This is a genomic window from Vibrio sp. 10N.247.311.51, assembly GCF_041467855.1.
GTDB lineage: Bacteria > Pseudomonadota > Gammaproteobacteria > Enterobacterales > Vibrionaceae > Vibrio > Vibrio coralliirubri.
Genome location: NZ_JBFSVK010000024.1, coordinates 1 through 15404, shown reverse-complemented (window position 1 = coordinate 15404; position 15404 = coordinate 1). Strand labels below are relative to the sequence as shown.

Below are 15404 nucleotides of genomic sequence, written 5' to 3'. Positions count from 1 at the left end.
GTTTTTTCAACTAAAAGCATCCATGTTAGGCAGAGACAAAACACCCAAATGAACATATTTATAGGTTTACCAGCATGAGAATCCCTCGTATCCATCACCCAGAACGCATTCATCAGTTAGGTTCACTCGCTTTAGGCGAAGATGCCGCGGGTCATGTTGGTCGTGTCCTTCGCATGAAAGAAGGCCAAGATGTTCTTCTATTTGATGGCAGTGGCGCTGAATTCCCTGCGACGATAGCCGAAGTATCAAAGAAAAATGTCACCGTTAATGTTTCTGAACGCATCGAGCGCAGCAGCGAATCTCCGTTAGACTTACATTTAGGCCAAGTGATTTCACGTGGCGACAAAATGGAGTTCACGATTCAGAAATCGGTTGAGCTTGGTGTGAACACCATTACCCCTCTAATTTCAGAGCGCTGTGGCGTTAAGCTTGATACAAAACGCTTCGAGAAAAAACTCGCACAGTGGCAAAAGATTGCTATCGCGGCGTGTGAACAGTGTGGCCGCAATACGGTTCCAGTCATTCGCCCAATTATGCAGCTTGAAGAGTGGTGCAGCGAACCAAGCGAAGCACTAAAACTAAACCTACACCCTCGTGCAAAGTACTCAATTAACACCCTTCCAGAACCTATCAGCAAGGTGCGCCTATTGATTGGTCCTGAAGGTGGCTTGTCAGCTGAAGAAATCGGCATGACAGAACAATACAAATTTGAAGAGACGCTACTCGGCCCACGTGTACTTCGTACTGAGACAGCAGCTCTAACCGCAATTACTGCCTTACAAGTCCGTTTTGGCGATCTAGGCTAGGAGAAAAAAATGATCAAACTTGGCATCGTAATGGATCCAATTTCATCCATTAACATCAAAAAAGACTCTAGCTTTGCCATGATGCTTGAAGCTCAACGTCGTGGTTACGAAATCCATTACATGGAAATGGATGATCTACACTTAGATCAAGGCGTAGCCATTGCTGACACTAAGGTTGTAGAATTAAAAGAAGATCCAAACGGTTGGTACGAATTCAAGTCAGAACAGACAATCGCGCTATCTGATTTAGATGCAGTATTAATGCGTAAAGATCCTCCATTTGATACTGAGTACATTTACGCGACTTACATTCTTGAGCGTGCTGAAGAGAACGGCGCACTGATCGTAAACAAACCACAAAGCCTTCGCGACTGTAACGAGAAGTTGTTCACGGCTTGGTTCCCAGAACTAACACCGACAACCATCGTGACTCGTAAAGCGGAAAAGATTAAAGAGTTCCGTGAGAAGCACGGTGATGTGATCCTTAAACCACTTGATGGTATGGGTGGTGCGTCAATCTTCCGCGTGAAGGAAGGCGATCCAAACGTATCAGTGATCATTGAAACATTGACGAACCACGGTCAAAACTACGCAATGGCACAGACTTTTGTTCCTGACATCAGCAATGGTGATAAGCGTATTCTTGTGGTTGACGGTGAGCCAATGCCTTACTGCCTAGCACGTATCCCGGCTAAAGGGGAAACTCGAGGCAACCTAGCTGCTGGTGGTACAGGGGAAGCTCGTCCGTTGAGTGAAACAGACTGGGCTATCGCACGAGCAGTAGCTCCTTCACTAAAAGAAAAAGGCTTAATCTTTGTCGGACTTGATGTTATCGGTGACAAGCTGACAGAAATCAACGTGACTAGCCCCACTTGTATCCGTGAAATTGAAGCTGCTTTTGATATTTCGGTAACAGGTAAATTAATGGACGCAATCGAGCGTCGCGTTAACGCTAAATAGCCTAAACTAAAGAAAGCCTTAGCTATTCGCAAACGGCACAGAATCAATGAGCGGCTTCACGCCGCTCTTTTTCCTTTACTGGGAACACACTGGCAGGAGGCTCTATGAATTTAACGAACCACTTTCTGGTTGCTATGCCCGGAATGAAAGACCCCTACTTTCAAAATTCGGTAATTTACCTTTGTGAACATAACGACGAAGGTGCGATGGGCTTAATGATCAACGCCCCTATCGATGTCACTGTTGGCAGCATGCTTAAACAAGTTGAGGTTGATTCTGAACAGCCGAAATCCAATCAAGCAAGTCTTGATAAGCCGGTATTAAACGGTGGGCCGGTCGCAGAAGACCGTGGGTTTATTTTGCACAAACCTAAAGGCAGCTATCAATCCAGCATCAACATGACAGACCAAATCTCGGTAACAACCTCAAAAGATATCTTGATGGTGTTGGGCACAGAAGATGAGCCGATGAATTATCTAGTCGCACTTGGTTATGCAGGATGGGAACCGGGACAACTGGAAACCGAACTGACCGAGAACTCATGGTTAACCGTTGAAGCCGATCCGAAGGTCATCTTCGATACACCGATTTCTGACCGCTGGAAAGTCGCTGTACAGATGTTAGGCATAAATGCGGCTCAGCTTTCAGCAGACGCTGGTCACGCCTAGCTCAAATCAGCAACCACTCTCAAACACAGATAAATTTGGAAACCCCATGTCACGAACAATTATGGCATTTGACTACGGTACAAAAAGTATCGGCAGTGCGATAGGACAAGAAATCACGGGCACCGCAAGTCCTCTAAAAGCTTTTAAAGCCAAAGATGGTATCCCAAATTGGGACGACATCGAAAAGCAAATAAAGGAGTGGCAACCGAACTTGATTGTAGTCGGCCTTCCTACCGACCTTCATGGTAAAGACTTAGCAACCATCACACCCAGAGCAAAGAAGTTCGCTAACCGTCTTAAAGGACGTTTTGGTGTCGATGTTGAACTACATGATGAAAGACTATCGACCACAGAAGCAAGAGCCGACCTTTTTGAAATGGGTGGTTATAAAGCGCTAAGCAAAGGCAATGTTGATAACCAGTCTGCAGTCGTCATTTTAGAGAGCTGGTTTGAAGCACAATATTCATAACGAAAATTAAGAGCTCAAAGATTAAACTCCGTTGTGATCCTATAATGATATTACGACGTAATGTCGAAGCAATTCATTAATAGGTAAGTGGGAGTTCACATGAAAATTTTTCTAGCAATCTTCGCCGCTCTAACCATTTCAGCATGCAGCTCAACAGGGTCTAGCAGTGCTGGGTATATGAATGATGGTAAAACCAATTCTAGCTTCACTAGCGGCAACAAATATTACGATGACAGCCGTCGAGAACACGGTTCGCTGAATAATAATTAAGTATCTTCAAACGCCTGAGTTTTTAAACTCAGGCGTTCTTCGTTAAAGCCTGTAGCTTCTAACCCATATCAATTTTAACACCAGCCAACACCCCAGTTCCGTAGTCATCATCACCACGTCTGGTTTTGAGCATTAAGCGCAAGTCATTAGCAGAATCGGCACTGTGGAACGCATCCTCTTCACTGATCTTGCCTGCTATCACTAAATCATACAAAGCTTGGTCAAAAGTCTGCATACCAATTTCTTTCGATTTAGCCATGGTTGCTTTCAGTTCGTGTAGTTCACCACGACGAATCAAGTCAGACACACGAGGGCTATTCAGCAGAATCTCGAATACCCCATGACGCCCGCTGCCATTCTTATCGCGAATGAGTTGCTGAGCGACGACACCACGTAAGTTCATCGATAAGTCAAACAAGAACTGCTCTTTCTGTTCTTTCGGCACCAAGTGGAGAATACGTTCTAACGCTTGGTTAGCGTTATTGGCGTGCAAGGTTGCCATACACAAATGACCCGTTTCAGCAAAGGTCATCGCGTATTCCATGGTTTCACGGCTCCGGATTTCGCCAATCAAAATCATATCTGGTGCTTGGCGTAACGAGTTCTTAAGTGCAACTTCGTAACTCTCGGTGTCGAGCCCAACCTCACGTTGCGTCACGATGCACTTTTTATGTTCGTGTACGAATTCAATCGGATCTTCAACCGTCAAAATATGCCCCGAGCGATTGGTGTTACGATAGCCTGTCATTGCAGCCATCGAGGTCGATTTACCAGAACCTGTTGAACCAACCACCAGCACAAGTCCGCGCTTAGCGATTGAAAGGTCTTGTAGTACATCAGGAAGCTTTAGTTGCTCAAAGGTTGGGATGTTAGTCTCGATACGTCGAATGACCGCTCCAGGCAGCTCTCGCTGAAAGAATGCACTGACACGAAAACGACCAAAGTCACGCACAATCGCAAAATTAGCCTCACGCGTTTGCTGATATTCATCACGTCGGTCTTGTTCCATCATCGCATCAAGTAATTGAGCAACTTGAGCCGCATTCAGCTTCTCTCCTTGGGGGCGTAATTCACCATCCACACGAAACAGGATTGGCGCATCGACCGTGATATAAAGATCCGATGCCTTTTGAGAAAGCATTCCCTCAAGGATTTGATTCAATTCCATTGTGTCCACCTTGATTAAAACATTGAGGTTTCAATTTCGATCTTTTTCTCGACCTCTTCCGAATCAACCAAGCCTTGTGCCATCAGCTGCTTCGCATTTTGTTCCATGGTCTGCATGCCGTGCGCTGCGCCCGTTTGAATGATCGAGTACATCTGCGCAACCTTATCTTCACGAATCAAGTTTCTGATCGCCGGTGTTGCCATCATGATTTCATGACACGCCACACGACCACCACCAACACGCTTTAGCAGCTTCTGGGCAATCACCGAGCGTAGTGATTCAGACAACATCGAACGAACCATATCTTTGTCGCTACCCGGGAACACATCGATAATACGGTCGATAGTTTTTGCCGCAGAACTGGTGTGCAGAGTACCAAAGACCAAGTGACCTGTTTCTGCTGCGGTTAGCGCTAAGCTGATCGTCTCTTGGTCACGAAGCTCCCCAACCAGAATCACGTCTGGGTCTTCACGTAACGCACTGCGCAGTGCCGCTTTAAAGCTATGAGTATCACGGTGAACTTCACGCTGGTTGACTAGGCATTTATTATTGGTGTGAACGAATTCAATCGGGTCTTCAATCGTCAGAATATGCTTATTGTGATTTCGATTTACGTAATCAACCATCGCCGCAAGAGTTGTTGATTTACCTGAGCCAGTTGGACCAGTGACGAGCACTAAGCCTTTTTCGTAGTTAGCAATCCTTTCGAATATTTCAGGAGCACCTAATTGATCTAAAGTCGGGATCTCGACGGGAATAGTTCGAAAGACCGCTGAGCAGCCACGAGCTTGGTTAAACGCATTAACACGGAAGCGACCAACATTGGGTAATTCAAAAGAGAAGTCGACTTCCAATTTTTCTTCAAACTCGCCGCGTTGTGAATCGCTCATGATCTCAAAAACCAAACGATGCACATCAGCATGACTCAAAGCTGGGATTCCAAGCTTCCTTACTTCACCATCTATACGTACCATTGGAGATACACCCGCAGAAAGATGTAGATCTGACGCGTTATGCTTTACACTAAAATCTAGTAACTCAGTGATATCCATTTATTTTCCCTTAAGTAAAGTCAGCTATGAGTAGTATTCAACAAAATATCGAACAAATCACCTCACAGATTCGTAGTGCTGAGCAAAAGTGCGGACGAGCTCCAGAGTCCGTGCAACTTTTAGCCGTCAGCAAAACTAAACCTATTGATGCGATTCTAGAAGCCGCACTCGGAGGCCAAGTTGCCTTTGGTGAAAACTATGTTCAAGAAGGTGTAGATAAAGTAAAACACTTCTCAAAACAACATTCTAACCTAAATTTAGAGTGGCATTTTATTGGTCCAATTCAATCCAATAAAACCCGCCCAATCGCGGAAAGCTTCCAATGGGTGCATTCTGTCGATCGCGATAAGATCGCACAAAGGCTTAATGATCAACGACCAAGCGAACTTCCACCTTTGCAAGTGTTGATTCAGGTAAACACCAGTGGTGAAGAGTCCAAATCTGGAACCTCAGAAGAGACAGTTTTTGCACTCGCGGAGTTGATTTCATCGCTACCCAACCTCACCTTAAGAGGATTGATGTCGATTCCTGCAAACGTATCTGACTATCAATCTCAGCTTAATGCATTTTCTCAACTGGCAGAGCTTAAAAACAAGCTAGCCGCGAAGTATTCAGACATTGATACCCTTTCGATGGGGATGAGTGGTGATATGGATGCAGCAGTTGAGGCTGGTAGCACAATGGTTCGTATTGGAACGGCTATTTTCGGCGCTCGTGATTACGCGAAATAGCCGTAGTAAGTAACGACAAGTACAAGTATTGATACCGCTTCGCCTTATCCGCGCAGCGACACGCTCAGGATTTTATATATGGAACATAAGAACATCGCCTTTATTGGGGCGGGAAACATGGTTCGCTCAATTGTAGCGGGCTTAGTTGCGAGTGGTTACCCAGCGCAAAGGATTACTGCGACAGCACCTTCAGAAACCAGAAGGCTGCCGTTAGAACAAGAATACGGCATCAATACCACCAGCGATAATATTGCAGCAGCAGAGCAAGCAGACGTTGTGGTGTTATCCGTGAAGCCACAAATGATGGCTGATGTATGTAAACCCTTACAAGATATCGACTTCAGCAACAAACTGGTTATCTCAATTGCCGCGGGTATTAATGCGAATCGACTCAATGAGATGTTAAACTGCCAGCTGAACCTTGTTCGTGTGATGCCAAACACGCCATCACTGCTTGGTAAAGGAATGAGTGGTCTTTATGCCGATTCAACCGTTAGCCAAGATGATAAAGACTTTGCTTCTCAGCTGATGCAAGCTGTTGGTGAAGTAAGCTGGGTTGAACAAGAGTCTGGAATCAACAATATCATTGCGGCGGCGGGTAGCGCTCCGGCTTACTTCTTCCTGTTTATGGAAGCGATGCAAGCTGAAGCAATCAACCAAGGTTTTGATCAAGAAACCGCTCGTAAGCTAGTGCAACAGTCTGCATTAGGCGCGGCAGAGATGGTCGTAGCAAACCCAGATACTGAATTATCAACACTGCGTGAACAAGTGACATCAAAAGGCGGCACGACCGCAGAAGCACTGCGCACGTTTAACGAACATCAACTATCAGACATCGTAGCAAAAGCCATGCAAGCGGCGGTTGCTCGAGCTGAAGATATGGAAAAACTGTTTTAAGCATTTTGCCGCTCTGGTTATATCTAAGCGGCAAGTAAATCCGAAAAAGGAAACAATATGAACTCGATGAGCTTTCTGATCTCGACCGTTTTTGATCTTTACATCATGGTTGTGATCTTGCGTATCTGGCTACAAGCATCACGTGCAGATTTCTACAACCCATTCTCACAATTCATCGTAAAAGCGACACAACCGGTTGTTGCCCCACTACGCCGAGTTATTCCATCAATCGGCAGCCTTGATCTGGCGACCGTTGTTTTCGCTTATGTGCTGTGTGTACTTAAGTTCGTTGCTCTAAACCTGATTATCTCTGGCGGCGCTGCCGTTTTCGATATTAGCTTCCTAATCTTTGGTGCACTGTCTCTGCTCAAAGCGGCTGGTGGTTTGATCTTCTGGGTTCTACTTATCCGTGCAATCCTAAGCTGGGTAAGCCAAGGTCGCAGCCCAATAGAGTACGTGTTCCATCAACTGACTGAACCAATGCTAGTACCTATCCGCCGTATCCTTCCGGACATGGGTGGTTTCGACCTAAGCGTACTGGTTCTGTTCATTGTTCTGCAATTTGCGAACTTCCTAATGGGCGACATGATTGGTCCTATTTGGTATCAGCTATAATTCAAGTACAAACATCAGGTACTTTGACGATGCCAAAAGCGGTTTGGGCCGAGGAAGACGATATTCTTCTTAGGCTCTATATCCAACCCAAAGCAAGCCGAGACAAAATTGTCGGCTTGCACGGTGAGGAACTGAAAATTGCCATTACTGCACCACCGGTAGATGGCAAAGCCAATGCCCATTTAGCGAAATACCTTGCGAAACAGTTTAAGGTCGCAAAAGGGCAAATTAAGATAGAAAAGGGAGAGCTCGGTAGGCACAAGCAAGTTCGAATATGCTCGCCAAGCCAAATCCCAACTGAAGTCAAAGCCATCCTATGATGGCTTTTTGCTATTTATTGGAGTCATTATGCGTTTATGGATAACAGCACTACTCACCGCTCTTGTTGCCTTACCAAGCTCAGCAGGGCAATTTAAGAACATTAAGGATGTCGAGGTTCATTACTCGGCTTTTAATTCCACGTTCTTAACTTCGCAAGTCGCTAAACAATACAAACTTAAGCGAAATGGATACTCAGCAATCCTCAACATCAGCGTGTTAGACAAGGCTTCTCTAGGCAAGCCTGCGACAACGGCTAAAATTACGGGAACAGCGAAGAACCTCGTTGGAAACACCCGTACTTTGAAGTTTCGAGAAATCAAAGAAGGCGATGCGATTTATTACCTTGCTGAGTTCCCCGTAACTCACGAAGAAAACATCACCTTCGACATCGATGTGAACGCAGGCCTAAAAGGCACTGGTCCACTGCGTTTCACGCAAAAATTCTATATAGAAGAGTAAGCTCAAACCTTACTTTTCATTTATTAACTTATTTAGAGCTACATTCCCATGAGTAAGATTGTTTTAGCAACAGGCAACCAAGGTAAAGTTCGCGAGATGGCAGATATTCTGTCTGAGTTTGGTTTTGACGTTGTCGCGCAAAGTGAATTTAACGTTTCAGAAGTCGCTGAAACAGGAACGACTTTCATTGAAAATGCCATCATCAAAGCTCGCCATGCAGCGAAAGAAACAGGGCTGCCAGCCATTGCTGACGACTCAGGTTTAGAAGTTGATTACTTAAATGGTGCTCCGGGCATCTACTCTGCGCGTTACTCAGGTGAAGGGGCAACCGATAAGCAGAACATCGAAAAATTGCTAAACGCGATGCAAGGTGTCGAAACTGAAAAGCGTACTGCGCGTTTCCACTGTGTGTTGGTGCTAATGCGTCACGAGAATGACCCAACACCTCTAGTGTGTCACGGTAAATGGGAAGGTCGTATTCTTACTGAAGAACACGGTGAGAATGGCTTTGGCTACGATCCTGTGTTCTTTGTACCAGAAGATAACTGCGCCTCAGCAGAGCTTGAATCGTCACGTAAGAAGCAACTGTCACACCGTGGTAAAGCCCTCGCGTCATTATTTAAGACTCTCAAGGAGCAAGCTCTGTAATGCACGACGCAGCGCTAATACCACCCGCACTTAGCCTCTATGTACACATCCCATGGTGTGTACAAAAGTGTCCGTATTGTGATTTTAACTCTCACGCTCTGAAAGCCGAGATCCCTGAAAAAGAGTACATAAATGCACTGCTTGAGGATCTCGATACAGACATTGAGAAATATCAGCTCAATGGCGCACCTCGCCCACTGCATTCGATCTTTATTGGTGGCGGTACCCCAAGCCTGTTTTCTCCTGAAGGAATTGGTAGATTGTTAGAAGGTATTGAACAGCGCATCCCGTTCAAACCTGAAATAGAAATCACCATGGAAGCTAACCCGGGAACTATCGAAGCTGAGCGTTTTGCGGGTTACCAAAAGGCAGGGGTGAGTCGAATCTCGGTGGGTGTGCAAAGTTTTGAGCAAGAGAAACTGGAAAGGCTTGGGCGTATTCATGGTCAAGATGAAGCGGTCAACGCAGCTCACTTAGCACATAAGATTGGATTGAATAGTTTCAACTTAGACTTAATGCACGGCTTACCCGATCAGAGTATTGATCAAGCGTTGGCTGATTTAGACAAAGCGATCGAACTCGATCCTCCGCACTTATCTTGGTATCAGCTAACAATAGAACCTAACACCATGTTCTATTACAAAACGCCAAAGCTACCTGACGATGATGACCTTTGGGATATCTTCGACCTAGGCCATAAGAAGCTCGCAGACGCAGGGTATGTACAGTACGAAATCTCAGGCTACAGCAAGCCGGGATATCAGTGCCAACATAACCTCAACTACTGGCGCTTTGGTGATTACTTAGGTATTGGCTGTGGCTCTCATGGCAAGCTGAGCTTTGCAGATGGACGCATTGTTCGCACCACTAAGGTTAAGCATCCTAGAGGCTACCTAGCGGCATACCAGAACATGGTGAAACCTTATCTATCAGACGAGTTTGAAGTGCCGAATGAAGATCGCCCTTTTGAGTTCTTCATGAACCGCTTTAGGTTAATGGAAGCATGTCCAAAGCAAGATTTCATCGATACGACTGGGCTTGGCTTCGACTCGATTCAAGAAACGATTGAATGGGCAAAAGAGCTAGGCTACTTGAATGAAACCAACACTCACTGGCAGATCACTGAAAAAGGGAAGCTATTCCTCAACGATTTGCTGGAAGCCTTTATGGCAGAAGAAGACGAATAGTTAGAGATTCGAGAAGCATTGCGGAAGGGTTGGCTTTAGGGTCAACCCTTTTTGTTTTATAGCCCCCCCCCTCTCGGGCGAAGCGTTCTATAGGACGAAGTCCGTGCTCGAATCTCACACCTTTCTCTTAGAAAATAGAACGACCGATACGCTCTGAAAGCAGCTCTAGTGCTTTAGTGCCCGCTAAAGAGTTACCAGAAAGATCAAGCTCTGGAGACCACACGGCAATCGTCATTTCACCAGGAACGATAGCAATAATACCGCCACCAACGCCCGATTTTCCAGGCATACCAACACGGTAGGCAAACTCCCCCGCACCATCATACAAACCACATGTGGCAAGCAAAGCATTCAACTGCTTGGTTTGAACTGGCGTGATGATCTCTTTCTTGGTTTGAACCGACATGCCTTTGTTTGCCAAGTAGCTAAAGGTTTTTGCCAAATCAACACACGTCATTTTAAGCGCACAGGCATGAAAATAGTTATTCAGAACAGGGATAACATCATTTTCAAAGTTACCAAATGAACGCATCAAGTAAGCGATAGCCGCATTACGGTCGCTGTGCATCATTTCTGACGCCGCTACTATCTTGTCATACACGATATGAGTGTCGCCCGACAACTGGCGCACAAACTCCAACAAGCGATGTCTCGGTGCTGACAGGCGGCTTTGTAATAGATCCGCGACGACAATAGCCCCCGCGTTGATAAACGGGTTACGGGGAATCCCCTGCTCCATCTCAAGCTGAATCATCGAGTTAAAGGCTTGACCAGAAGGCTCTTTGCCAACACGTTGCCAAATCTCTTCAGGCTTGTATAGCACCATAGCTAACGTAAGGCTCAAGGCTTTAGAGATAGATTGCACAGAAAATGCTTCTTCAGCATCACCGGCTTTAATCACCTCACCTTCATTGGTGTATACCGCGATCGCCAGTTTCTGGTTCGATACGCGAGCCAGTGCAGGGATATAATCAGCGACCTTTCCCTGTCCAATTAAAGGACGAACTTCGTCTAAGATCTCGGCCAAAATAGCTTGAGTTGGTTTCATGTGCGCTTACTTCTATATTGTTATTTTTGTAGGGGTGTAACATATACCAATCGTAGTAAATAACTGCTCACTCTAGCTTGTTAAAATGCTCGATAACTGCGTTAGAATTTTTGATTGTAGAGTAACTACTTATCGAAAAATGCTGCCTTGTTCTCAAGCCTTTTTCCTACGCTATTTCTGATCACTTACTTACTGTGATTGGTATTACTTTCTGTCCTTAAGCCTTTACTGAAATAAAAGCCTAAGGACAAAAAAGCCAACATTACAATAATGTTGGCTTTAATCAATCCCATAAAGTGTAGGGGTTAAATCCTAAGTCGGATTGCCCTTCACTTAATTTGATTCGGAGTTACTTAGTACGCTTGAACTTAATGTCCCAAACACCATGACCTAAACGGTGGCCACGAGCTTCAAACTTAGTTAGCGGGCGCTCATCCGGACGAGGGATGTAATCACCATCTTCAGCGATGTTCTCGAAGCCTGGAGCTACGTTCATCACTTCAATCATATGTTCTGCGTAGTTTTCCCAGTCTGTTGCCATGTGGAAAATACCAGTATCAAGTTGAAGCTTACCGCGAACCATCTCTGCAAACTCAGCCTTAACGATACGACGTTTATGGTGGCGAGCTTTGTGCCATGGGTCAGGGAAGAACAGTTGCAGTGTATGCAGGCTGCTATCTGGAATCATGTGTTCGAATACTTCTACTGCATCGTGACACATTACACGCAGGTTAGTTACACCAGCATCGCGAGCGGTACCTAAACACGCACCAACACCTGGGCTATGAACTTCAATACCTAAGAAGTTTTTCTCAGGTGCGTTCTTTGCCATTTCAACCAGTGATGCACCCATACCGAAGCCAATCTCTAGTACAACCGGGTTATCGTTGCCAAATACTTCTTTCCAGTTAAGAAGCTCTGGGTTGTAGTCGATACCCATTGTTGGCCAACATTCATTCATCGCGTTCTCTTGGCCTTTTGTTAAGCGGCCTTCGCGGCGAACAAAACTACGGATCTTACGAACCAGTTTGCCGTCTTCAGTATATTCGTTAGTGGTCACTTCACTCATTGATTTTTGCCTGCACATTGATTAATCAAAGCGGGGATTATCCAAAGAATTGCCTCCGGTGCAAGTCTTTCCGTGGATAAATTCCCACACAATTTGTCTGTTTTACATCCAACGTTAAGTGTGGTGCAATTTCGCTTCTAATAATAGCAAAGCATAGAGCATGTCGTGACTCCTTTCGCAACCGCCATATTAAAGTGGTATGACGCCTACGGGCGTAAAGAATTGCCTTGGCAACAAAACAAAACCGCCTACACCGTTTGGCTATCTGAAATCATGCTTCAGCAGACTCAGGTTGCTACGGTGATTCCATACTACCAACGCTTCTTAGAACGCTTTCCAACGGTTATCGACCTAGCGAACGCCGAACAAGATGAGGTCCTCCACTTATGGACAGGGCTTGGTTATTACGCACGAGCTCGCAATCTACATAAAGCAGCCAAGATCGTTGCTGAGCAATATGGTGGTGAATTTCCGCTGTCTATCGAAGAGATGAACGCGCTACCGGGGATTGGTCGCTCAACAGCAGCAGCCGTCTTATCATCGGTTCATAAGCTTCCTCATGCGATTCTTGATGGCAATGTAAAACGAACGCTAGCGAGAAGTTTTGCCGTTGAAGGTTGGCCGGGGCAAAAGAAAGTCGAGAACCAGCTATGGGAACATGCCGAAGCTCATACTCCGAACAAAGATGTCGATAAGTACAATCAAGCAATGATGGACATGGGTGCGATGGTTTGTACCCGTAGCAAGCCTAAGTGCACCTTGTGCCCGATTGAAAGCATGTGTGAGGCCAAGAAGCTCGATAGACAGCTCGACTTCCCAGGCAAAAAGCCCAAGAAAGAAAAGCCAGTAAAAGAAACATGGTTTGTGATTCTGTATCACGATAACCAAGTATGGCTCGAACAGCGCCCTCAATCTGGTATCTGGGGCGGGTTGTTTTGTTTCCCTCAAAATGAAAACGCAGAGATCGAACATCAACTAGATCTTCGCTCGATCAAAGACACTCAAACCAATTCGATCAAGACCATGATTGCGTTTAGACACACTTTCAGTCACTACCACTTAGATATCACGCCAGTATTAGTGAAATTAGATAAACAACCAGATTTGATAATGGAAGGGACTAAAGGTCTCTGGTATAACTTATCAAAACCGGAAGAAATTGGCCTAGCCGCTCCTGTAAAGCAGCTTATTGAGAGCCTACCCTTTGAACTGAACGACGACGTTTGAATCAACGAACGCGATAAGAGGAACCACTATGAGCCGCACTGTATTTTGTGCTCGCCTTCAAAAAGATGCTGAAGGCCTAGATTTTCAACTTTACCCAGGTGACTTAGGTAAGCGTATCTTTGACAACGTGTCTAAAGAAGCTTGGGGACAATGGCAAAGTAAGCAAACTATGCTTATCAATGAAAAGAAGCTAAACATGATGGATCCTGAGCATCGTAAACTTCTTGAAACTGAGATGGTTAACTTCCTTTTCGAAGGTAAAGATGTCGTAATTGATGGCTATACTCCACCAAGCGAATAAGACATTTATTAAAGCAAATTTTAATGACATCATGGTTAACGCTGCGATGTCATTTTTGTATGAGGAACTATGAAAAAGCTAAGTTACTTCCTAACAGCCATGTTATTAACGGGCTGCAGCCGTGAATTTGTCGAAAGCATTTATGATGTTAATTACGAACCGACCAACCGATTCGTAAGCAACTTGGCAGAGCTACCTGGTCAGTTTGAAAAAGACACCGGAGCACTAGATGCTTTGATTAATAGCTTTTCTGGCAATATCCAAAAACGCTGGGGCAGTAGTGAAGTAAAAATGGCAGGTAAGAGTAACTATGTGAAATACATAGATAATTACCTGAGCCGTTCAGAAGTAAACTTTAGCGAAGGCCTCATAACGGTAGAAACGGTCTCCTCGACTGAACCTAAAAAACACCTCAAAAACGCAATCATGACAACGCTTTTGACGCCAGATGATCCAGCGCATGTCGACCTATTCTCTTCCAAAAGCATCAAATTAGAAGGCAGGCCTTTCCTCTACAACCAAGTTGTAGACCAAGAAAAAAAGCCTATCCAATGGTCTTGGCGCGCTAACCAGTTCGCTGATTACCTGATCGCTAATAACCTAAAAACCAAAGAAGTCGACTTTAAAAAAGCCTATTACGTTGAGATCCCAATGGTGGCCGATCACGCCAGTCAGCGTAGTTATCAATACGCCGATATCGTTCGACGAGCATCTCAGCGTTACGACATTCCTGAAGACTTGATCTACGCGATTATCAAAACAGAGAGTAGTTTCAACCCCTACGCGGTGAGTTGGGCGAATGCATACGGTCTTATGCAGGTGGTGCCTAAAACCGCAGGTCGAGATGTGTTTAAGCTAGTAAAGAACAAGCCTGGAGAGCCCAGCCCCGAGTATTTATTCAATCCAGAAAACAACATTGATGCTGGCACCGCATACTTTTACATACTCAAAAATCGTTATTTGAAAGATGTAAAACACCCGACAACGCTCGAGTACAGCATGATTTCAGCATACAACGGCGGCACGGGTGGCGTACTCAATACCTTCAGTAAGGATAGAAAACGAGCAATGCGAGACCTAAACTCGCTGCAACCTAGCCAAGCATACTGGGCACTTACTAAAAAGCACCCAAACAAAGAGTCGCGCCGATACTTAGAAAAAGTAACAAAATTCAAGAAAGATTTTAACCAAGGTAAAACGTAAGCCTCACTTTTGAATAAAAAAACAACTAACGAACGTTTTTTTTAATTATTTTCAAAAAAGGTGTTGACGGTTATGAAGAAAATCCGTTTAATAGCGCTCCGTTGCCCGGATAGCTCAGTCGGTAGAGCAGAGGATTGAAAATCCTCGTGTCGGTGGTTCGATTCCGCCTCCGGGCACCACAATTTGATTTGTTGGTGTCAACACTCTTTAACAGGGAGTAGCAACACGAACAAAAGCATAAAGAATTTAGTGTGCCGACTTAGCTCAGTAGGTAGAGCAACTGACTTGTAATCAGTAGGTCACCA

19 protein-coding genes and 1 tRNA gene are annotated in these 15404 nt (G+C 45.1%); 16 read left to right on the top strand and 4 right to left on the bottom strand.

The window, feature by feature from the left end:
* The first annotated feature begins 74 nt into the window (after positions 1-74).
* The 5 genes from rsmE to AB6E85_RS18850 all read left to right on the top strand — a co-directional run bounded on the left by rsmE (position 75) and on the right by AB6E85_RS18850 (position 3173).
* The gene (rsmE, locus tag AB6E85_RS18870; RefSeq protein WP_048615674.1) at positions 75-806 is read left to right on the top strand and encodes a 16S rRNA (uracil(1498)-N(3))-methyltransferase; all 732 of its coding nucleotides are present in this window, start codon (positions 75-77) and stop codon (positions 804-806) included.
* A 9-nt stretch (positions 807-815) separates the two neighbouring features.
* Entirely contained in the window at positions 816-1766 is a 951-nt protein-coding gene (gene gshB, locus AB6E85_RS18865; protein ID WP_019822368.1) for a glutathione synthase, read from the top strand.
* Between the two features lie 104 nt (positions 1767-1870).
* On the top strand, positions 1871-2434 hold the full coding sequence (locus AB6E85_RS18860) for a YqgE/AlgH family protein (protein ID WP_048611435.1): 564 nt from the start codon (positions 1871-1873) through the stop codon (positions 2432-2434).
* A gap of 46 nt (positions 2435-2480) precedes the next feature.
* On the top strand, positions 2481-2903 hold the full coding sequence (gene ruvX, locus AB6E85_RS18855; RefSeq protein WP_017062240.1) for a Holliday junction resolvase RuvX: 423 nt from the start codon (positions 2481-2483) through the stop codon (positions 2901-2903).
* A gap of 99 nt (positions 2904-3002) precedes the next feature.
* Positions 3003-3173: a hypothetical protein gene (locus AB6E85_RS18850; protein WP_156172492.1), complete on the top strand. Its 171-nt coding sequence runs from the start codon at positions 3003-3005 to the stop codon at positions 3171-3173.
* Positions 3174-3231: 58 nt separating this feature from the next.
* On the opposite strand, the gene AB6E85_RS18845 is transcribed toward AB6E85_RS18850, so the two are convergent.
* Both AB6E85_RS18845 and AB6E85_RS18840 read right to left on the bottom strand, forming a co-directional pair.
* A complete protein-coding gene (locus tag AB6E85_RS18845; RefSeq protein ID WP_372143651.1) occupies positions 3232-4341 on the bottom strand; it encodes a PilT/PilU family type 4a pilus ATPase in 1110 nt (369 codons plus the stop codon).
* Positions 4342-4355: 14 nt separating this feature from the next.
* Positions 4356-5393, bottom strand: a complete 1038-nt coding sequence (locus AB6E85_RS18840; RefSeq protein WP_017062242.1) for a type IV pilus twitching motility protein PilT — start codon at positions 5391-5393, stop codon at positions 4356-4358.
* A gap of 26 nt (positions 5394-5419) precedes the next feature.
* On the opposite strand from AB6E85_RS18840, the gene AB6E85_RS18835 reads away from it, so the two are divergent.
* The 7 genes from AB6E85_RS18835 to hemW all read left to right on the top strand — a co-directional run bounded on the left by AB6E85_RS18835 (position 5420) and on the right by hemW (position 10251).
* Entirely contained in the window at positions 5420-6124 is a 705-nt protein-coding gene (locus AB6E85_RS18835; RefSeq protein ID WP_372143649.1) for a YggS family pyridoxal phosphate-dependent enzyme, read from the top strand.
* Positions 6125-6202: 78 nt separating this feature from the next.
* Positions 6203-7021: a pyrroline-5-carboxylate reductase gene (gene proC, locus AB6E85_RS18830; RefSeq protein WP_372143647.1), complete on the top strand. Its 819-nt coding sequence runs from the start codon at positions 6203-6205 to the stop codon at positions 7019-7021.
* 57 nt (positions 7022-7078) lie between these two features.
* Positions 7079-7636, top strand: a complete 558-nt coding sequence (locus AB6E85_RS18825; protein WP_017067798.1) for a YggT family protein — start codon at positions 7079-7081, stop codon at positions 7634-7636.
* 29 nt (positions 7637-7665) lie between these two features.
* On the top strand, positions 7666-7956 hold the full coding sequence (gene yggU, locus AB6E85_RS18820; RefSeq protein WP_009847703.1) for a DUF167 family protein YggU: 291 nt from the start codon (positions 7666-7668) through the stop codon (positions 7954-7956).
* A gap of 28 nt (positions 7957-7984) precedes the next feature.
* Entirely contained in the window at positions 7985-8416 is a 432-nt protein-coding gene (locus AB6E85_RS18815) for a DUF4426 domain-containing protein (protein WP_017062246.1), read from the top strand.
* Between the two features lie 48 nt (positions 8417-8464).
* Entirely contained in the window at positions 8465-9064 is a 600-nt protein-coding gene (locus AB6E85_RS18810; RefSeq protein ID WP_121602937.1) for an XTP/dITP diphosphatase, read from the top strand.
* Entirely contained in the window at positions 9064-10251 is a 1188-nt protein-coding gene (gene hemW / locus AB6E85_RS18805; protein ID WP_372143644.1) for a radical SAM family heme chaperone HemW, read from the top strand. Before AB6E85_RS18810 ends, hemW begins: the two co-directional genes overlap by 1 nt.
* A gap of 127 nt (positions 10252-10378) precedes the next feature.
* Here the strand turns inward: hemW and glsB are convergent, their stop codons facing one another.
* Positions 10379-11299 carry a glutaminase B gene (gene glsB / locus AB6E85_RS18800; RefSeq protein WP_372143642.1) on the bottom strand — a complete coding sequence of 307 codons (921 nt, stop codon included), beginning with the start codon at positions 11297-11299 and terminating at the stop codon, positions 10379-10381.
* Between the two features lie 349 nt (positions 11300-11648).
* Positions 11649-12368, bottom strand: a complete 720-nt coding sequence (gene trmB, locus AB6E85_RS18795; protein WP_004735468.1) for a tRNA (guanosine(46)-N7)-methyltransferase TrmB — start codon at positions 12366-12368, stop codon at positions 11649-11651.
* Between the two features lie 165 nt (positions 12369-12533).
* Between trmB and mutY the strand changes: the two genes are divergently transcribed.
* The 4 genes from mutY to AB6E85_RS18775 all read left to right on the top strand — a co-directional run bounded on the left by mutY (position 12534) and on the right by AB6E85_RS18775 (position 15278).
* Entirely contained in the window at positions 12534-13595 is a 1062-nt protein-coding gene (gene mutY / locus AB6E85_RS18790; RefSeq protein WP_086774723.1) for an A/G-specific adenine glycosylase, read from the top strand.
* 28 nt (positions 13596-13623) lie between these two features.
* Positions 13624-13896 carry an oxidative damage protection protein gene (locus AB6E85_RS18785; protein ID WP_010435637.1) on the top strand — a complete coding sequence of 91 codons (273 nt, stop codon included), beginning with the start codon at positions 13624-13626 and terminating at the stop codon, positions 13894-13896.
* Between the two features lie 69 nt (positions 13897-13965).
* On the top strand, positions 13966-15099 hold the full coding sequence (gene mltC / locus AB6E85_RS18780) for a membrane-bound lytic murein transglycosylase MltC (RefSeq protein ID WP_048615689.1): 1134 nt from the start codon (positions 13966-13968) through the stop codon (positions 15097-15099).
* 103 nt (positions 15100-15202) lie between these two features.
* Positions 15203-15278: transfer RNA gene (locus tag AB6E85_RS18775), tRNA-Phe, on the top strand.
* The last annotated feature ends 126 nt before the right edge of the window (positions 15279-15404 follow it).